This window comes from Mesorhizobium sp. WSM4841 (genome assembly GCF_055811515.1).
In genome coordinates this window covers 59,938-76,392 of record NZ_JBVVQC010000029.1, presented here as the reverse complement: position 1 = coordinate 76,392, position 16,455 = coordinate 59,938, and the positions used below count along the sequence as shown (strand labels likewise).

Annotated in this window: 16 protein-coding genes; 4 read left to right on the top strand and 12 right to left on the bottom strand. The window is 59.9% G+C overall.

The genetic code is table 11. The features are described 5' to 3' along the window. Window positions 1–72: 72 nt before the first annotated feature. The 10 genes from AC0L14_RS26790 to AC0L14_RS26745 form a co-directional block, all read right to left on the bottom strand. On the bottom strand, window positions 73–267 hold the full coding sequence (locus AC0L14_RS26790; protein ID WP_473528501.1) for a 4Fe-4S binding protein: 195 nt from the start codon (window positions 265–267) through the stop codon (window positions 73–75). A gap of 32 nt (window positions 268–299) precedes the next feature. Beyond that, the gene (gene nifB, locus AC0L14_RS26785; RefSeq protein WP_473528500.1) at window positions 300–1,781 is read right to left on the bottom strand and encodes a nitrogenase cofactor biosynthesis protein NifB; all 1,482 of its coding nucleotides are present in this window, start codon (window positions 1,779–1,781) and stop codon (window positions 300–302) included. A 250-nt stretch (window positions 1,782–2,031) separates the two neighbouring features. Continuing rightward, window positions 2,032–3,789 (bottom strand): nif-specific transcriptional activator NifA, encoded by a 1,758-nt coding sequence (gene nifA / locus AC0L14_RS26780; RefSeq protein ID WP_473751295.1) that lies wholly within the window; start codon window positions 3,787–3,789, stop codon window positions 2,032–2,034. A 157-nt stretch (window positions 3,790–3,946) separates the two neighbouring features. Then, window positions 3,947–4,246: a ferredoxin family protein gene (locus tag AC0L14_RS26775; protein ID WP_473528498.1), complete on the bottom strand. Its 300-nt coding sequence runs from the start codon at window positions 4,244–4,246 to the stop codon at window positions 3,947–3,949. Between the two features lie 12 nt (window positions 4,247–4,258). After that, window positions 4,259–5,566 (bottom strand): FAD-dependent oxidoreductase, encoded by a 1,308-nt coding sequence (locus AC0L14_RS26770; protein ID WP_473751294.1) that lies wholly within the window; start codon window positions 5,564–5,566, stop codon window positions 4,259–4,261. 11 nt (window positions 5,567–5,577) lie between these two features. Further along, the gene (locus tag AC0L14_RS26765) at window positions 5,578–6,684 is read right to left on the bottom strand and encodes an electron transfer flavoprotein subunit alpha/FixB family protein (RefSeq protein ID WP_473528496.1); all 1,107 of its coding nucleotides are present in this window, start codon (window positions 6,682–6,684) and stop codon (window positions 5,578–5,580) included. A 20-nt stretch (window positions 6,685–6,704) separates the two neighbouring features. Further along, on the bottom strand, window positions 6,705–7,556 hold the full coding sequence (locus tag AC0L14_RS26760; RefSeq protein WP_473751293.1) for an electron transfer flavoprotein subunit beta/FixA family protein: 852 nt from the start codon (window positions 7,554–7,556) through the stop codon (window positions 6,705–6,707). Window positions 7,557–7,738: 182 nt separating this feature from the next. Further along, the gene (nifW, locus tag AC0L14_RS26755; protein WP_006333852.1) at window positions 7,739–8,122 is read right to left on the bottom strand and encodes a nitrogenase stabilizing/protective protein NifW; all 384 of its coding nucleotides are present in this window, start codon (window positions 8,120–8,122) and stop codon (window positions 7,739–7,741) included. Further along, window positions 8,103–9,359 (bottom strand): cysteine desulfurase NifS, encoded by a 1,257-nt coding sequence (nifS, locus tag AC0L14_RS26750; protein WP_473751292.1) that lies wholly within the window; start codon window positions 9,357–9,359, stop codon window positions 8,103–8,105. The genes nifW and nifS overlap by 20 nt, the downstream gene beginning before the upstream one ends. Before the next feature lie 528 nt (window positions 9,360–9,887). Further along, entirely contained in the window at window positions 9,888–10,043 is a 156-nt protein-coding gene (locus AC0L14_RS26745; protein WP_154674715.1) for a hypothetical protein, read from the bottom strand. 34 nt (window positions 10,044–10,077) lie between these two features. Here AC0L14_RS26745 and AC0L14_RS26740 point away from each other — a divergent pair, with 34 nt between their 5' ends. From AC0L14_RS26740 to AC0L14_RS26725, 4 genes are all read left to right on the top strand, one after another. Beyond that, window positions 10,078–11,973 (top strand): ABC transporter ATP-binding protein, encoded by a 1,896-nt coding sequence (locus tag AC0L14_RS26740; protein WP_473751306.1) that lies wholly within the window; start codon window positions 10,078–10,080, stop codon window positions 11,971–11,973. 452 nt (window positions 11,974–12,425) lie between these two features. Beyond that, window positions 12,426–12,629, top strand: coding sequence for a CCE_0567 family metalloprotein (locus tag AC0L14_RS26735; RefSeq protein WP_473751291.1), 204 nt, complete (start codon window positions 12,426–12,428; stop codon window positions 12,627–12,629). Continuing rightward, on the top strand, window positions 12,626–12,943 hold the full coding sequence (fdxB, locus tag AC0L14_RS26730; RefSeq protein ID WP_006333844.1) for a ferredoxin III, nif-specific: 318 nt from the start codon (window positions 12,626–12,628) through the stop codon (window positions 12,941–12,943). The genes AC0L14_RS26735 and fdxB overlap by 4 nt, the downstream gene beginning before the upstream one ends. Beyond that, entirely contained in the window at window positions 12,940–13,593 is a 654-nt protein-coding gene (locus AC0L14_RS26725; protein ID WP_473751290.1) for a nitrogen fixation protein NifQ, read from the top strand. Before fdxB ends, AC0L14_RS26725 begins: the two co-directional genes overlap by 4 nt. On the opposite strand, the gene rpoN is transcribed toward AC0L14_RS26725, so the two are convergent. Both rpoN and AC0L14_RS26715 read right to left on the bottom strand, forming a co-directional pair. Beyond that, window positions 13,590–15,050 carry an RNA polymerase factor sigma-54 gene (rpoN, locus tag AC0L14_RS26720; RefSeq protein WP_473751289.1) on the bottom strand — a complete coding sequence of 487 codons (1,461 nt, stop codon included), beginning with the start codon at window positions 15,048–15,050 and terminating at the stop codon, window positions 13,590–13,592. The two genes, AC0L14_RS26725 and rpoN, sit on opposite strands and share 4 nt — an antisense overlap. Window positions 15,051–15,124: 74 nt before the next feature. Further along, on the bottom strand, window positions 15,125–15,667 hold the full coding sequence (locus AC0L14_RS26715) for a redoxin family protein (RefSeq protein ID WP_473751288.1): 543 nt from the start codon (window positions 15,665–15,667) through the stop codon (window positions 15,125–15,127). Between the last annotated feature and the right edge of the window lie 788 nt (window positions 15,668–16,455).

Sequence of the window (16,455 nt, the reverse complement as noted above, 5' to 3'; positions counted from 1 at the left end):
GCTGCAGCTTTTCAACAAGGATCAATGGTCCGGCGCAGGCGCCCCGACCGCGTCGGTACCCGAAATGGAGGTTCAGGCGGGGACGCAAGTCTTTGACACCGGACATACCGAGGCGCATTGCTGCGTTTCGAAGGTCCCCTCGCATTCGGTGCACTTTTTCGGATCGATCACGTAGGCCTCGCCCTTGAACTTGATCGCGCCGGAAGGGCATTCGAACTCGCAGGCGCCGCATTGGGTACATTGGGAAGCGATGATCTTAAAGGCCATTTTCAACTCCGGTTCGGTTGGAATGAGGCGGCTCAGGCCGTCGCAGCCAGTGGCTCACTCCCAAACTCGGCGGCGTAAAGCGCGCCGATCGCGGTCTCGATGTAGTCATACCCGTAAGCATCCGTTGCTCGGATCCCACCTTCCTTGAGACGATCCTCCGGGCAATTTCCAATTCTCGCGCACAGCACGATGTCTACGCCTTCGAGCGTAGAGATGACGCCGTCGAGGCTCTTGTCCTCGGCCCGGCCGCCGAGGCAATACTGCTCGACCTTGCGATGACCGACGAAGCTGATCCCTTTCGGCGAGGCCTCATAAACCTGGAATTCCTTCGCATGGCCGAAATGCTCGTTGATGCGGCCCCCACCCTTGGTCGCCACCGCGACCAGAAGCGATTTGCCGGAGCCTGCGGTCTTGACCATCCCGAGCGCCTCGCTCTTGGCCGCCATGCGGTCGCCCCGCTCGCGCGCGACCACTGCCCGATAGGTCTCGCGCTTGCTGGCGTCGTAGGTGACCTTGTCGGGAAGCCGGTCGAGCGTGAATTCCTGGCCACGATCCTCGCCGAGCAGGCCGACAGCATCGGCCCGGCACTGTCGGCAGTGGCGCATCAGCTTGGCGCCGCCTTCGAGACGATCCTGAAGGGCCTTCAGCTCCATTGCCTTGGGGCCGCGCTGCCCGTTCAGGCCGTAATGCGTACCGTGCGCCGGGTCGGAAATCAGCGGCATGACATTGTGCAGGAACGCGCCGCGCTCCTTGACCCATTTATTCACCTCGATCAGGTGCTCATCGTTTACGCCGGGGATCATTACCGAATTGATCTTGGTGAGGATGCCGCGCGCCGTCAGCATCTCCAGCCCCGACATCTGTCGTTCGTGCAGGATCGTGGCTGCCTCAACGCCGGTATAACGGCGGTTGTCATAGAAGATCCACGGATAGATCTTGGCACCGATCCGCGGGTCGACCATGTTGATGGTGATCGTCACGTGATCGACATTCATTTCGGCAAGCTCGGCGACGCGGTCTGGCAGCGCGAGCCCGTTGGTGGAGATGCACAGCTTGATGTCGGCGATTTCCTTGGCGACCCGTTGGAATGTCGCCTTTGTCTTCTCCCAGTCGTAACAGGCATCGCCCGGTCCGGCGATGCCAAGCACGGAAAGCTGCGGCACTTCGTTGGCAACCCCGATCACCTTGCGCAGCGCCTGGTCGGGGGTCAACCTTTCCGAGACGACCCCAGGCCGGCTTTCGTTGGCGCAGTCATATTTGCGATTGCAGTAGTTGCATTGAATATTGCAGGCTGGGGCGACCGCCACATGCATGCGCGCGAAATAGTGGTGCGCTTCCTCTGAAAAGCAGGGATGATCCTTGATCCTCTCCCAGACTGCCGAGTCCATCTCGTGCGGCTTTGCGGAGGAGCCGCAGGATGAAGATGCGCAGCCACCGGATTTCGCTCTCGCCGGCGACTGATCAAAGACTGTCGTGCCGGAAAGGCCCTGTAGCGAAATCATCGGTGCGGACATCAAACGGCTCCGTGCGTGGTGTGAACATCGCACCTCAGAGCGCAAGAGATATGCCAACTCGAAAAGCGTCTTTATCCGTTGTGTTGGCTTTTACGTCGGGCTTTTGTGTCCAATTGTGTCCGTTTCCTGCGACACGGTTTTGTCAGGTCGCCGACAACGGTCAAAACCAACGCGAAAGGTACCGTGTTGTCTCAGTTACGCCCAGTGCGTGAGCAACCGCGCCCCCACGTTCTGATGTCATGAGCGACGTTTAGAACTTCTTCACTCCGATACGATGCCGGCGCAAAGCATAGCCGACCTGCCGCGGCGTGAGACCGAGGACACGAGCCGCCCTGGCCTGAACCCAGCCGGCCTTCTCCATCGCATCAATCAGCCGGTCGCGTTCCGTCAGACGCGGGTTCATTGCAGGGCAAACGGGATGGTGGGGGTCGCAGGTCTCGCCGGGCGATGCCTCATTCTGTGAGGCGCCGACTCGCATGGTAGGCGGCGGCGATCCAACCGGCATCATATTGGCACGTGCGAACTCGTCGACGGCATCGCCGCCATGCGAACGGCCGGCTCCTTTCCACAGAAGAGAAGACAGGCACTGGCTGTTCTTGCAGGCGAAATCCGACGCAGTTATCGTCGTTGAACGCGCAAGTGTGGCCGTCCGTCTCACACAATTCTCTAACTCACGCACGTTGCCAGGGAAATAGCATTGCGACATCAGGTCAAGCGCCGACGGCGTGAAGGCAAGATCGCGATGGTTCTCCTTGTTGAATCGGTCGAGGAGAGCTTTCGCAAGGCGTGGAATATCGCCCGGCCGTTCTCTGAGGGGAGGCAGGACTATTGGCACCACATTGATCCGGTAATAAAGGTCGGCCCTGAACTCTCCATTACGGACAGCCGTCTCGAGGTCCTTGTTGGTGGCGCATATGAGCCGCACGTCAACCTTTAGGGTCCTGGTGCCGCCCACTCGCTCCAGTTCTCCTTCCTGCAGAACGCGCAACAGCTTGGCTTGAAAGGCAGGCGAAATCTCGCCGATTTCATCAAGCAGCAGGGTTCCGCCATTCGCCAATTCGAAGCGGCCGGCGCGCTGCAGGATAGCCCCGGTGAAGGCACCCTTCTCGTGGCCAAAGAGCTCCGATTCCAAAACGCTTTCTGGCAGTGCGGCGCAGTTCAATTTGACGAAGGATTTCTCCCTTCGATGTGAAAGCTTATGGATGGCCTGTGCAAAGAACTCCTTGCCGGTACCGCTTTCGCCTCGCAGAAGCACTGTGGAATTGGTCCTGGCCACGACCGAGACGATCTCGAGCACTTGCTTGAGTGCGGGACTTTCTCCGATGATTCCGTCGATCTTGACATGCGGACGCCGGGCCGAATGGGTCTCATCCTCGTCGAGCGACTGCTCTGGTCTCGGTTGCTTCTCGATAAGTCGCTGACGAGCTGTGCTCAAAGTGCGATGGAGACGGATGGTCCGAGCGACCAGTTTGGCGACCATGGCCAGGAAGCGTAGGTCCTCGTAGCCGAACCTGGTAGTAGCGTTCCTGACGCGGTCGATCCACAGTGTCCCGAAGATCTTTTCCTCAGCCTTTAGCGGGACACCGATAAAGGCAGTTGCGATCGTATCGCTGCTCGATTGAGGATCAGCCTGAAATAGCTCAGACGTGCTTGTGTCTTGTATGACGATCGGCACCCCGGTAGCGACGATTTTGTCTATTACGGCCTGGGGTACGACGCTGCCGGCGCCTGATCGAGGCACGGTGCCGCCGCTAGTTGCGCTAATCTGCGGCTGTCCTTCAGCGTCCAGGACGACGATTGCACCATGGCGCATTTGCACAAACGAGGAGAGGATATTCGCGACATTGGCAAGCGTAATCTCCAGCCGGACCGGGGCAGTCAGAACCTTCGATATCTCGTAGATTCCCCTGAGCAAGCTGTCCGTATTGCGCACCGCTTCGACCGCAGGTTCAGGCGGGGTGTTCCGAGATGCAATTTCACCGACCTGATCTCGAAGCATGTGAGCCATGCAAACACCTCAAGGGTTATCCAAGGTGCTCCTCCCGAGCCCTTTTTGTATTTTGAGTTCAAGAAACATAGTATTTTCAGCTTTTCGGTAATTGCGAACAATATTGACGCGTCTTGACCGCAATTGCGAACCTCTCGTTTCTCGCTTTTTGCGCCAGTCATCCGAACTTGAAGAGAACGCCGAAGCCGCCGCGCGGGTAATTCCACACGATCTCACCGCTGGCCTCGCACAGCACGCGACAGGTGCCGCATTCCATGCAGCCGTCGGAAGTGGTCTCTACCTGGCCCTTGTCGTTCAACTCATAGCACTTAGCCGGGCAGATGTGTGTCAGCGCGAGCAGGTTCGCGCTCGGCCTCTCGTGGGGTTGCACTTTGATATGCGGGCGGCCCGGATCGACCAGATAGCGGTTCTGGTAAAGCTTGTCCTCGACGCGTAACTTCGTCACGGCGATCGTCATCCTGTTTCTCCTTCAGCGCCACGCGAGTGCCAGGCGGACCACATCGCTGATCAGCCCCCAGCGCGAACGCGCCTTGATAAAGGCAGCAGTGGTCGCCTTTTCCTTCTCGATTTTCGGGGTGCCGTCGACCCGCATGAAGTTCTGCGCGGCCTGCGACATCAACTGCGGGTAAGTCATGAAGAAATTGCGGGAATTGGTGTGTATCAGGGCCGGCATGTCCTTATATTTCATCAGGTCTTTGACTACGAAGGACTTGTCCAGCATGGTCTTGTAGAGGGCGAGGTTCCTCCTGATCATCGGCTGGTTGCGGCCCTTGATCTCAATGATTGCCTCGCCCGCGATGCGACCGGAAGTCATGGCAAGGTTCGAACCCTCGCGGTGAATAGCGTTGTTCAGTTGGGCGGCATCGCCGACCGCGACCCAACCGTCGCCGAAGAGCTGCGGAATTGCCTTGTAGCCACCTTCGGGAATGAGATGCGCGGAATACTCCTTGACTTCCGAGCCCGCGATCAGCGGCCGGATCGAAGGATGGTTTTTGAAGGCGTCGAGGAGGATGTAAGGGCTCTCCATTGTCTGGGCGAAATCGGAGACGAGGCAGCCGATGCCGAGAGAGATCGACTCCTTGTTGGTGTAGAGGAAGGCAAGTCCGGCCATGCTGCGGGAGATCGTGCCCGCCGCTTCGATCACGCAGCCTTCGTCGCCCTGGAGGCCGAACCGCTGCTCAATGACCTCATCGGGTAGGAAATGCATTTCCTTGACAGCGAGCGCCACGCTTTCTGGCTTCAGCATCTTGCGCAGGCCGGCCCGTGTACCGAGCAGTCCGTTGACACCTTCTGCGAGCACGACCACGTCCGCGTAGATCGGCCCGCCAGCCCGGTCGGTGCGCACGCCGATCACCTTGCCGCTGGCATTGCGGACAAGTTCGGTCACCGTCGTCTCGCACAGAACCGTCGCGCCGGCCTGGCGCACCTTACGCGAAAACCACTTGTCGAATTGGGCGCGGATGATCGTGTAGCGATTGGGCTTCGCCTCGTTGAAATCGTCCGATCGATACTGCATCCCGGTGTGGGAGGTGTCGTCCATCACCCAGAATCGCTGCTCGATCAGATGCCGCTCGAGAGGCGCATCATTCCGGAAATCCGGAATGATTTGCTCCAACATGTCGGCGTACATGATGGCGCCCTGGACATTCTTCGAGCCCGGATACTCGCCGCGCTCCAACTGCAGCACCGTCAGGCCCTGGCTTGCCATGGTGTAGGCGGCGGCGTTTCCGGACATACCGGCCCCGACGACGATGGCGTCGAATTTTTCCTCGATCATGGCCGTCTCCCTTAGCTCGCAAGCTTGTCGTGACTGTGCGGCGACAGCCGCCGGGTGAAGGCTTCCGTCAATGCCGGCAGGAAACGGATCGCATCGGTGACGATGCCGAGGTGGGCAAAGTCGAAGATCGGGGCGTTCGGGTCGGTGTTGATGGCTACGATCAAATCAGCCCCCTCCACGCCAACCCGATGCTGAATGGCGCCGGAAATCCCGGCCGCTATGTAAAGCTTTGGCCGGATGGTCTTGCCCGTTTGGCCAACCTGCCGATCGGCCGGCATCCAGCCCTTCTGAACCAGCGGGCGCGAACAGCCATATTCGGCGCCGATTGCCCGCGCTAGATTCTTCACAAGCTGCAAATTCTCCGCTGAGCCGAGACCGAGGCCCCCGGCAACCACGATGTCGGCGTAGGCGAGATTTGCCTTTGCCGATTGGCGATCGAGGTTGAAGCCAAGGACTTTTGTGATGATCTCTTCCTCGGTCATTGACAGCTTGTGCCGGATGACACGCCCGACCGGCTTAGCCGTCCGCGGTGGCATGGCCATAACCCTCGGTCGTACGGTGGCCATCTGCGGCCGGTAGTTGAGCGTATAGATCGTGCATAGCAAGGAACCGCCGAAAGTCGGACGGGTCGCGGCGAGCGAACCGTCGACATCTACATCGAGTTCGGTACAGTCGGCAGTGAGCCCTGTCAGCAAGGTCGTCGCTACTGAGCCAGCGAGATCCCTGCCGAGCGTGGTCGCACCGAGAAGCAGGATCTCCGGTTTGTGGGTATTGACCAGATCCGTCATCGCCTTGGTGAAAGGCTCGTTGCGATAGTCGGCAAGCAGCGGTGCCTCGACGAGGTAGACAAGGTCGGCGCCGTAAGCGAAGGCCTCGGCAACGGCATGCTGCGTGGCCTCACCCGGCGGTCCGAGCACGATCCCCGCAAGCTGGATGCCTAGCTTGTCGGCGAGCTTGCGGCCTTCGCCAAGCAGTTCGAAGGACACGGGATGGACCTCGCCGCGTTCCAGTTCGATGAAAACCCAGACGTGCCGATAGTCCCTAAAGTGCTCGGGCAATTCCCTCTTGATGCCGGCACGGCCGGCGGAAGGAGGGGCTTCGCGGTTCGCGTTCGACATCATCTCTCCTTGCCGTCCCGTCACTGGCCGCCGTCGAAGGCGAGTTCGTGTTCCAGCGCTGGCTGGCGGGTAAAGATTGCGGCGATCAGTTCGTCAGCGAGGTCGTGCTGCGTCTTGTCGGTCATGTCGATCTGCGTCGCCTTTTCCGCTCTCGTGGTTGGGGCGAAAACGCGCTTGACGACCGTCGGCGAGCCGCGCAGGCCGCATTTGTTGAGGTCCTCAATGCCAGCTTCGGCCGCGCTCCATTTCACGATCTGGCTGCGCGCGGCGCGCATGGCGTCGTCGAGCGAGCCCCTGCGGATTTCGTTGGTGCCTTCCAGCATTGTGATGAGGCAAGGCAGCCTGCTTTTCAGCATCTGCGTACCGCCTTCCGAACGGCGCTTGACGGTGATCTCGCGCGCATCGAGATCGATAGAGTCGATCTTCGCCACATAGGTGAACTGCAGGAGGCCGAGGCGCTTGGCGACGCCGGGCCCGACCTGGGCGGTATCGCCGTCAATCGTCTGCTTGCCGGCGAAGACGATGTCCGGCGCGCCGAAGGTCTCGCCAATTCTCACGATTGCCCGAGAAAGCGCGAAGGAGGTCGCCAGCGTGTCGGAGCCGGCAAAACAGCGGTCGGTCAAGAGTACCGCGCGGTCGGCGCCATAGGTGAGCGCCTTGCGCAGCGCATCTTCTGCCATCGGCGGACCCATCGTAAGCACGGTGACCTCGCCGCCATGGGCGCCGCGCAATCTCAGTGCCTCTTCGAGGGCGAACAGGTCGTAAGGGTTGATGATGGTCGGCACGCCCTGGCGCATGATCGTGTTCGTCACCGGGTGGACACGTATCTGCGCGGAGTCCGGCACCTGCTTGATACAGATTACAATGTGCATTGCGTCTTTCTCGGCTCCAATCCGCAAGCGGCCCTGGCGTTCATCTCCTTCGCAGCATCATTCGTGCCAACCATTTTGCGTTGCTCTGTTCCCTTTGACATGGGTTGTTTTCATCCGAAGGTGCCGTCGTGATGACCGGGTTTGTCGGCTTTTCGACATTGTCGCGTCGCACTCGTGTCGCGTTATTCTGTCCCGAACCGCCTCAGGATCGACTCGAACGGGACAAAGGTGTGGTCCCGAGTGGCCGGTTTGTCGGGATCGTGCTCTTTGAGCACCTTGAAGACCCGTTGGGTGAGTGGCGAGGATGTCGCGAAATCCTCATAGGCGCGTTCCAACGTCGCACGCGCCCGTGCGGCGATCACCCCGTCGGGAAGACCGGCGAAATCCTCTTCAGCGAGATATTGGCCCATGCGCTTCAGGATATGCAGCCGTGAGACATTGAGCACCTTCGGATCATAAGAGATGCCAAGGGCTGCGAAGAACTCCTCCGCAGCCGACAGGCTCTTCAGCCGGGCGAGGATGTCGGTGACATCGATGGCGCGGCTTTCAGCGAAACAACTGCGCATTGCATTCTCCTGGGCCGGAAACGGTGGTCGGGTTTGCCTTGTCGCCCAGGCCTGGAGCTGATTGAAGTCCTCTCGCCTGGCTGGCAGATGGGGAAAGCTCACGCAGCTTCTTAACGATCCCGGGCATGACCTCGAGCACGCGGTCGACGTCCTCCTCGCCGTTGTTGCGCGAAAAGGAGAAACGGATTGCCCCGTGTGCCGCGCTATTAGGGATGTTCATCGCCACCAAGACGTGGCTCGGCTCCAGCGAGCCGCAGGCGCAAGCAGAGCCGGAGGAGCAGGCGATGCCCTCGCGATTAAGGAAATGCAGTATGCCCTCACCTTCGATATCTCCAAAGGCGATGTTTGCGGTGTTCGGCAACCGCTTTAGCAAATCGCCGGCGACGAAGGCGTGTGGGATGCGCTGGAGAAGTTCCTTCTCCAGGCGGTCGCGCAACGCCTTTACCCGTGTGTTCGCGTCGTCCATGAATTTCAAGGCAAGATCGGCTGCCACGCCGAGACCGACGATGCCTGGCGTATTCTCCGTGCCGGCGCGGCGGTTGCCCTCCTGGCCTCCCCCCTTGATCAGCGGACAGAAGCGCACGCCGCGCTTTACATAAAGTGCGCCGACCCCTTTCGGTCCGTGTAATTTGTGACCGGACAGAGACAGCATATCGATTGCCGTCGATTTCAAGTCGATCGCAAGCTTGCCGACCGCTTGCACCGCGTCGGTATGAAAAAGGGCGCCGACTTCCTTGGCCAACTCAGCAAGCTCGACCACCGGGAAGATCGTTCCGGTCTCGTTGTTCGCCGACATGATCGAGACGATCGCCACGCGCGGGGTGAGGGCGGCCTTATAAGTGTCGAGGTCGAGCCGGCCGTGGCGATCCACCGGGATCCTATGCACCTTGATGCCGCGCGTCTTCTCAAGGTGGGCGCAAAGCGTCAGCACGGCCGAATGCTCGACTGCGGAAGTCACGATCTCTGTGCGCTCAGGCATCACCTCGAGCGCCGAGAGGATCGCGGCGTTGTCGCTTTCCGTCCCGCCCGAGGTGAAGGTGATCTCGTCCTCGAACTCCGCTCCGATCAGCGTTTGCACCCGCAGGCGCGCCTTTCTCACCGCCGCCCCGGCGGAAGCGCCAAAATCGTGGCTCGACGAAGGGTTGCCGAATTGGTCGATAAAAAACGGCAGCATTGCTTGAACGACTTCAGGATCGACTCGTGTCGTTGCGTTGTTGTCCAGATAAACAGGTCTCATGGATGTGATCCTTCTCCTGAGCGCAATCACACAAGGCGCACGCCCGGTCTGTCATGATGATGATGATGGTTAGCCGAAGGAGTTGCCGCCGCCACATTCGGCCTGCGCGCTTCTTGGCGCCGGCGCGGCAACCCGCCTCGACCTTGGTGCGCCAGCGTTGCGCCGGCTCGGCCCCCGGCAAGCGCGGTCTTTAGGTCACGGCGTTTTCGGTGCGCTTGATCATGGACTGTCTCTCCTTCAGGCCGGACGCGTTCGCGAACAGCTACGCATGGACCGTGCCAAAGAAGGGAATCATTTCAAAACAACATGATGGCTCTAACACTGCTATGTCGCATTTCCGACATCGGCGGGAATTGTTCAACGCGGAACGCCGTTGAATCGGGCGGGCGTAGATTCCGCCTCGCGTGAGGAGCAATCCTGTCGGGCCGTTCGCCAAGGATGCCCGCGCGACCGAGGTGTCCTGTCGGGTTTGTCGAGTGCGCGACACGGCACTGTTACGCCCCCGTTGCCCTGCTGAGATCTCGTTTGTCATTGTAGAATATGCAGAAAATTCTTCTGAGCTTCTTTCTGAGCCTTTGGCGCGGCTTTTGCGGTTCTCTCCTCGTAGGGCAGCGCATGCCCGCGGCCGATATTCATCTCGCGGGTGACATCGCGATCGATGGAACGAAGGAAAGAAAGCAACATGTCAGGTCCAGATCAGCCACCCGCATTCCGAGCGATGTTTTCGTCCTCACGCAGACCTTCCATTTCGGGTTTCTTGAGACCGAGCGGCCTGCTGCGCTCGTACAAAGCCACGCGGCGTTTTCACATCGATCTACGCGGCGCCGCCTTTCGCGACGTTTTCGCCTTCACCATGCGCCACTGGAGCAAGCAGCCGGTCCGGCTCGCGATCATTATGATCGCGGTGCTGGTGGCAACGCTCCTTGACGTTCTGACGCCGCTCTATTCCGGACGGCTCGTAAACGCGGTCGCCCAAGGAGCGGCAGCCGACGCCGTCGTGTGGGATGCGGCTCTTGCGGCCTTTTCAATGTTGATCGCGCTCGCACTCGGCGCCGTCGTCATGCGCAACATCGCCTTCATTGCCGTCAATGACTTCATTCTGAAGATGATGTCGGACATCGCCAGCGACGCGTTCCATCGCGTCCAGCGCTTTTCGACCGATTGGCATGCGAAAACCTTCGCCGGCTCTACGGTGCGCAAGATCACGCGCGGCATGTGGGCGTTCTGCCTCCTTAACGACACGATCCTTCTTGCCTTGTTCCCGTCGCTCATCATGCTCGTGGGGGCGAGCGTTCTGCTCGGCTGGTATTGGCCGATGATGGGGCTGATCATCGCTTGCGGCTCGGTTGGCTATGTGGCGCTGATCATTATCCTGTCGCTCGGCTATGTGGCGCCAGCCGCAAACCTCGCCAACAACTGGGATACGAGGCTTGGCGGCTCGCTTGCGGACGCGATCAGCTGTAACGCGGTGGTCAAAGGCTTTGGCGCCGAGGTGCGGGAAGATCATCGCCTTGCGAAAGTCATCTCCAAGTGGCGGCACCGCACCCTCCGGACCTGGGGGCGCGGGACGGTCAGTGCTGCATTCCAGGGGATCATGCTTCTTGCGCTGAGAGCGGCTTTGATCGGCTATGCCTTATTTTTGTGGTCGCGCGGCCAGGCTACCCCAGGTGACATCGCCTTGGTGCTCGCGTCTTTCACCGTCCTGTATGGCTACTTGCGTGATGTTTCCATACACGTGCGCAACATCCAGCGCTCTGTAAATGAGATGGAGGAACTGGTCCAAACCTACAGCCAGCCGCCCGACGTGGCCGATGTTCCGGGCGCCAAGGCGATCCGGATCTCGAAGGGTCACATCGATTTTGAGAGCGTCCACTTCCACTACGGCAATCATTGGTCGCCCTTTTACAGCGACTTGTCGATTTCGATTGAGGCCGGCGCGCGGGTCGGTCTGGTCGGCCCCTCTGGCTCCGGCAAGACCACCTTCGTCAAGCTCATCCAGCGGCTTTACGATCTGGATGCTGGACGAATCTTGATCGATGGGCAGGACATTTCGCGGGTGACGCAGGGTTCGCTGCGCTCGCAGATCGCGATCGTACAGCAGGAGCCCCTCCTGTTCCACCGCTCGCTGGCCGAGAACATAGCCTATGGGCGGCCGGGTGCTTCTCGGTCCGACATTGAGCAGGCGGCGCGGCTCGCCAGCGCGCATGACTTCATTGCACGCCTGCCGAACGGCTACGGTACGCTGGTCGGCGAACGCGGCGTGAAGCTCTCAGGCGGCGAGCGCCAGCGTGTGGCGATAGCGCGCGCCTTCCTCGCCGATGCCCCGATCCTGATTCTGGACGAGGCGACATCAAGCCTCGACTCGGAATCGGAGGTGCTGATCCAGAAGGCGATGGAGCGGCTCATGGTCGGGCGCACCACGCTCGTCATTGCGCACCGGCTCTCGACGGTGCGGGCACTCGACCGGCTGCTTGTCTTCGACCGTGGTTGCATCACCGAGCAGGGCGACCATGCCGCGCTGATCCGTCGCGACGGCATCTACCGCCGCCTGTTCGAGCGGCAGGCCTTGGAACTGACAAAGGGGTGCGATGAGACCAATGTGGAACACGGTTGAACGCGGCGTGAATTCAGCTTGCCTCCCCAGCAATCCTGTCGGGCCGTTCCTGAAAAGGCGGCCGCCACCGGTCTTAGGGCTTGTCCAATGCACGACACGCCTGGTGTCGGCCTGTCTTCCTGTCGCGCTCGCCGGTAAACCGATGAATGGGATGCAGACAACTTTTTATGAGCTGCGTCCTGCGTTTGCGGGACGGCGCTTGAGGCTTCCTCCTGAGGCGGCGGCCGCCGCGCGATCATTTAGATCCTGGTTGATGCGATCAATGGAGCGAAGGAAAGCAACACGCCGGGTCGACGCGAGATCCGCCTTCTCTGGCATAGAGATGTCGCCAAATCGACACCCTCACAATATGCGCTCACCGCCCGCGTCGACGTCGGGAACAAGATCTTGATTGTGGGGTGCTCCAAACCGCTCTTATGCCGAACTCGAAGGTGCAGGATACGGACCTGATCATGTCAGACCTTGAGCTGTTGCAGAAGAAGGTCCGCAAGCTGCAGTCGCGCGCGGGAGCCGCCAAGATGGAATTGCACGACCTTGCCGAGGACCTTCCGGTCAACTGGACCGAGATCGAGGCGGTCGCCTGGAAAGCCTTCGAGGTTTTTGCCGAGTTGGATGCGGCAAAGGAAGAACTCGCGGCGTTGGAGAATTCACAATGACGGGCGCTTTTGTCACCCGCGACGGCTCTCCCTGGACGCCGCACTATCTGACGGCGATCGATGGCGCGACCTGCATTGGCTGCGGCCGCTGCTTCAAGGTCTGCTCGCGCGAGGTCATGCACCTTCATGGCGTCGATGACGCAGGCGAAATCCTCGGCATCTGCGCGGGCGAGGATGACGACTTCGACGGCGAGCTCAACCGCATGGTCATGATCGTCGACCATGCTGGCCGCTGCATCGGCTGCGGCGCCTGCGGCCGCGTCTGCCCGAAGAACTGCCAGACCCACCTTGCGGCCGACAAGCTCGCTGCATGAGCTTGGGACAAGACCAGGAGAACGGCGCCACATTCGCCCATCACCGTGGCTGTTTCAGCACCAGCCAATGGCCGCCGACAGACCAGGCGGCGGCGTTCGACCGGCATGCGCTTGCCTGTGTTGTCTACCTCGCGTTCGAGGAGGTCGAGGCCGGCAAGGCGACCGCGACCGAAGCAACCGGCCTTTCGCGTGCCGACCTGCGAGATGTCATGACACGCTATTTCCCGGCTGTGCCCGTCAATGCCTTCGCGCTGGAAAAGCTGACCGATCCCGAGCCGGATATGGAGGAAGGGCTTCTGCGCGGCCTGCTCATTGGGCATGCCAGGCCAGGCGATCCGGCCAGCACCCTCTTCGCCAAGATCATCGCCAGGCGTAGTTTGCGCAATGACCATCTGTGGCAGGACCTTGGCCTTTTTAATCGGGCCGAGCTCAGCCGCTTGATCGCCAGGCATTTCCCGGCGCTGGCGGCCGGCAACACCAAAAACATGAAATGGAAGAAGTATTTCTATCGTAAGCTCTGCGAGGCTGAAGGCTTTTCGCTATGCACGGCGCCCAGTTGTCAGGAATGCCGCGATTTCGAAAGCTGTTTTGGCCCGGAGGAAGGCGAAAGCCACTTGGCACGGATCAAGAACGGGTTCGCTTTGGATTAAGAGCCGCTTTCGTCGGCGCTGCACTCCGGGCTTGATTGGCATCGAAGCCACACGCGCTTTTCTCGGCGACGTCGCGCGGAGGACGGGATGTTTAGCGCCTCACGATATTTCGCAACCGTGCGGCGAGCAATGTCGATCCCGGTTTCCTTGAGCCGTGTGGCGATGTCGTCGTCGGAAAGCACTTCGTCGGGCGACTCCACGGCAACCATCGACTTAATTTGGTGGCGGACAGCTTCGGCGGAGTACGCGTCGCCTCCCTCGGAGGAGCCGAGCGCGACAGTGAAAAAATACTTCAGTTCGAACACGCCGCGCGGGGTCAGCATGTACTTGTTCGACGTAACCCGGCTTACCGTCGACTGGTGCACGTTGATCGCATCCGCGACAGTCCTGAGATTGAGAGGCCGCAGGTGGGCGACCCCATGTTGCAAAAAGGCGTCCTGCTGGCGGATGATTTCAGCCGCTACCTTGAGGATCGTCTTGGCGCGCTGATCAAGGCTGCGGATCAGCCAGTTCGCGTTTTGTAGGCATTCGTTGAGAAATGCCTGATCTTTCGAATTTTGCGTGCCTAGGCGTGAGACTTCGGTAAAATAGTTTTGGTTCATCAGCACTTTGGGCAGCGTGTCTGGATCGAGTTCGATTTGCCATCCGCCTCCGGGCGAGGGCAGGACCAAGACGTCGGGAATGATCGATTCAGGCCCCCCGGACTGGAATCGGTTTCCAGGCTTGGGATCGAGCGCGCGGATTTCGTGCAACATGTCGAGAAGGTCGTCTTCATCGACACCGCAATGGCGCTTCAATGTTTGAAAATCGCGTCGCGCCAGCGCTTCAAGATTGGCGACCAGCGCGGCCATCGCCGGGTCGAACCTGTCTAGCTGCCGCAATTGTATCTCAAGGCATTCGCTTAGAGTTCGCGCAAAAATCCCCGGTGGATCGAACTGCTGCAATGTTGCGAGAACCCGTTCCACGTCAGCCTCCCGGACATCCAGGCTGCTGGCCAGTTCCGAAAGGTTCACCTGGATGTATCCGGTGTCTTCCAGATGACCGGCAAGCTCGCCAGCTATTCGGCGCTCCAGCGGCGCGAAGGCGCTGAGAGCGATCTGACGAGCGACATGGTCGTGTAGTGTTTCGGTGGACGTGCAGGAATCTTCGAGAGCATTGTTTCCCCCCGGTGCGACGTTGTTTTTGCCGCGGATTGATTTCCACTGCGAGGCCCGATCCGATATTCCACCCGTCGTCGGCCCGAGGTGCGGGTTTCCGGCAGAAATCGACGGAGTATCCTTCGGCGCCCGGCCATCGTTTGATGCATGTTCCAGAAAGGGGTTCTTCTCGATTTCCTGCTCGACGAACTGATGCAGTTCGGGATGCGCCAGTTGCAGCAGGCGAATCGACTCCATCATTTGCGGCGTCAAAACCAACGATTGCTTCTGACGCTGAAGCAGGCTTGCTGAGGACTGCATGGTGAGCGTGAACTCCTACCGAGCGATCCTTGGCCTTGTGCAATGGGATCTCTCGAGACGTTGAGTCTTCTAGATCATTCAGCCGTCCCGGCTTTGGCGGCTTTCAGCGTTTCAAGGACGTTCTGCGGCGACGATATGCCATAAGGGTCGGTCTCGCAGTTGTCGCAGAAACCGTCCTCCTCGAACCACCGCTCCACCACGCCATTGTTGATGACGGCAGCGTAGCGCCAGGAGCGCATGCCGAAGCCGAGATTGTCCTTGGCAACCAGCATGCCCATCTTGCGGGTGAACTCGCCCGAGCCATCTGGGATGAGCTGGACTTTCTGCAGCCCCAGGGCCTTGCCCCAGGCATTCATGACGAAGGCATCGTTGACGGAAATGCAGTAGATTGCGTCAACTCCCTCCTTCTCGAACTCGTCGTAGAGCATTTCGAAATCGGGCAACTGGAGGGTCGAACAGGTCGGAGTGAAGGCACCGGGCAGCGAGAACAGGACGATGCGCTTGCCGCTGAAACAATCGTCGGATGTCTTGTCTTCCCAGCGGTACGGGTTTGGCCCCTCGATGGATTCATCGCGAACACGCGTGCGAAAGGTGACGAAAGGAAGCTTTTTTTCCATCAATGTGCTCCTGGAAAACTGGTGCGCTGCTTTTTCGGTTGAAACTGAAACGGCATCGACCTCGGCCGGAAATTCGGCCGAGCGCCGCGCGTTTTGCGTCGGCCTTGGATCAGACATGGCAAAACCGCTCACAAGCACGGACGTCTGAAGAAACGAGGTCTCGATTTGCGGCGGCAACGAGAACGGTACCCGCTTGAACGGGGCGTCGCGATATCAGCAATGGTCTTACTCCTGGCCACCTTGTGATGGGTTCTGCCGAGTACGACGCAAGCGCCGTGCCATTTGATTTTTATGCTAGGGTTCACACTGTTTTTTGCAGCGACGCTCTTTGCCTTAAGCGGCCAGGACCATGCCTTCGCCGAAAGCGAGCACGCCCATAATTATCTGATCGTAAGCTCTGGGCAGGGGAATCCCCTTTATGCGTATCAAGCCGCGAACCTCTTTTGTCCGAAGCTGGACAAAAATGTCGGAAGTCGGACCGGAGGGTCGCCGGGTCGCAGGCTGACAGGTCGACGCTCTCCAGACAGCTTCGAAATCGGCAATGGGTACAAAAAAGCCAGCACGTCCATTAGCAAGCTGGCCAGTGCACCTTCGTGTACTGCGCTTGCGTGAGGCGGGCACGGTCCGAGGTGACGGGAAAACCGCCTTATGCTCTCGGAGCATTTTGAAGCTGCCGCGACTTTGCTGTCGGATTTGTCAGGTCCGCGACAAGGCTGTGCTTCGCCAGGCTTGCCGCTGCGCATTCGTTCAAGCTGCTGAAGGATATGTAGAAAATCTCCTGCAGGACT

Excerpts from the sequence above, each read along its gene's own strand:
- AC0L14_RS26745 (WP_154674715.1), bottom strand. The coding sequence starts at position 10,043 with ATGTTGCTTTCTTTCCTTCGTTCCATCGATCGCGATGTCACCCGCGAG.
- AC0L14_RS26760 (WP_473751293.1), bottom strand. The coding sequence starts at position 7,556 with ATGCACATTGTAATCTGTATCAAGCAGGTGCCGGACTCCGCGCAGATA.
- AC0L14_RS26725 (WP_473751290.1), top strand. The coding sequence starts at position 12,940 with ATGAGCTTGGGACAAGACCAGGAGAACGGCGCCACATTCGCCCATCAC.
- AC0L14_RS26770 (WP_473751294.1), bottom strand. The coding sequence starts at position 5,566 with ATGATCGAGGAAAAATTCGACGCCATCGTCGTCGGGGCCGGTATGTCC.
- rpoN (WP_473751289.1), bottom strand. The coding sequence starts at position 15,050 with ATGCAGTCCTCAGCAAGCCTGCTTCAGCGTCAGAAGCAATCGTTGGTT.
- AC0L14_RS26765 (WP_473528496.1), bottom strand. The coding sequence starts at position 6,684 with ATGTCGAACGCGAACCGCGAAGCCCCTCCTTCCGCCGGCCGTGCCGGC.
- fdxB (WP_006333844.1), top strand. The coding sequence starts at position 12,626 with ATGACGGGCGCTTTTGTCACCCGCGACGGCTCTCCCTGGACGCCGCAC.
- nifA (WP_473751295.1), bottom strand. The coding sequence starts at position 3,789 with ATGGCTCACATGCTTCGAGATCAGGTCGGTGAAATTGCATCTCGGAAC.
- AC0L14_RS26790 (WP_473528501.1), bottom strand. The coding sequence starts at position 267 with ATGGCCTTTAAGATCATCGCTTCCCAATGTACCCAATGCGGCGCCTGC.
- AC0L14_RS26715 (WP_473751288.1), bottom strand. The coding sequence starts at position 15,667 with ATGGAAAAAAAGCTTCCTTTCGTCACCTTTCGCACGCGTGTTCGCGAT.
- AC0L14_RS26775 (WP_473528498.1), bottom strand. The coding sequence starts at position 4,246 with ATGACGATCGCCGTGACGAAGTTACGCGTCGAGGACAAGCTTTACCAG.
- AC0L14_RS26735 (WP_473751291.1), top strand. The coding sequence starts at position 12,426 with ATGTCAGACCTTGAGCTGTTGCAGAAGAAGGTCCGCAAGCTGCAGTCG.
- nifW (WP_006333852.1), bottom strand. The coding sequence starts at position 8,122 with ATGCGCAGTTGTTTCGCTGAAAGCCGCGCCATCGATGTCACCGACATC.
- nifS (WP_473751292.1), bottom strand. The coding sequence starts at position 9,359 with ATGAGACCTGTTTATCTGGACAACAACGCAACGACACGAGTCGATCCT.
- AC0L14_RS26740 (WP_473751306.1), top strand. The coding sequence starts at position 10,078 with ATGTTTTCGTCCTCACGCAGACCTTCCATTTCGGGTTTCTTGAGACCG.
- nifB (WP_473528500.1), bottom strand. The coding sequence starts at position 1,781 with ATGTCCGCACCGATGATTTCGCTACAGGGCCTTTCCGGCACGACAGTC.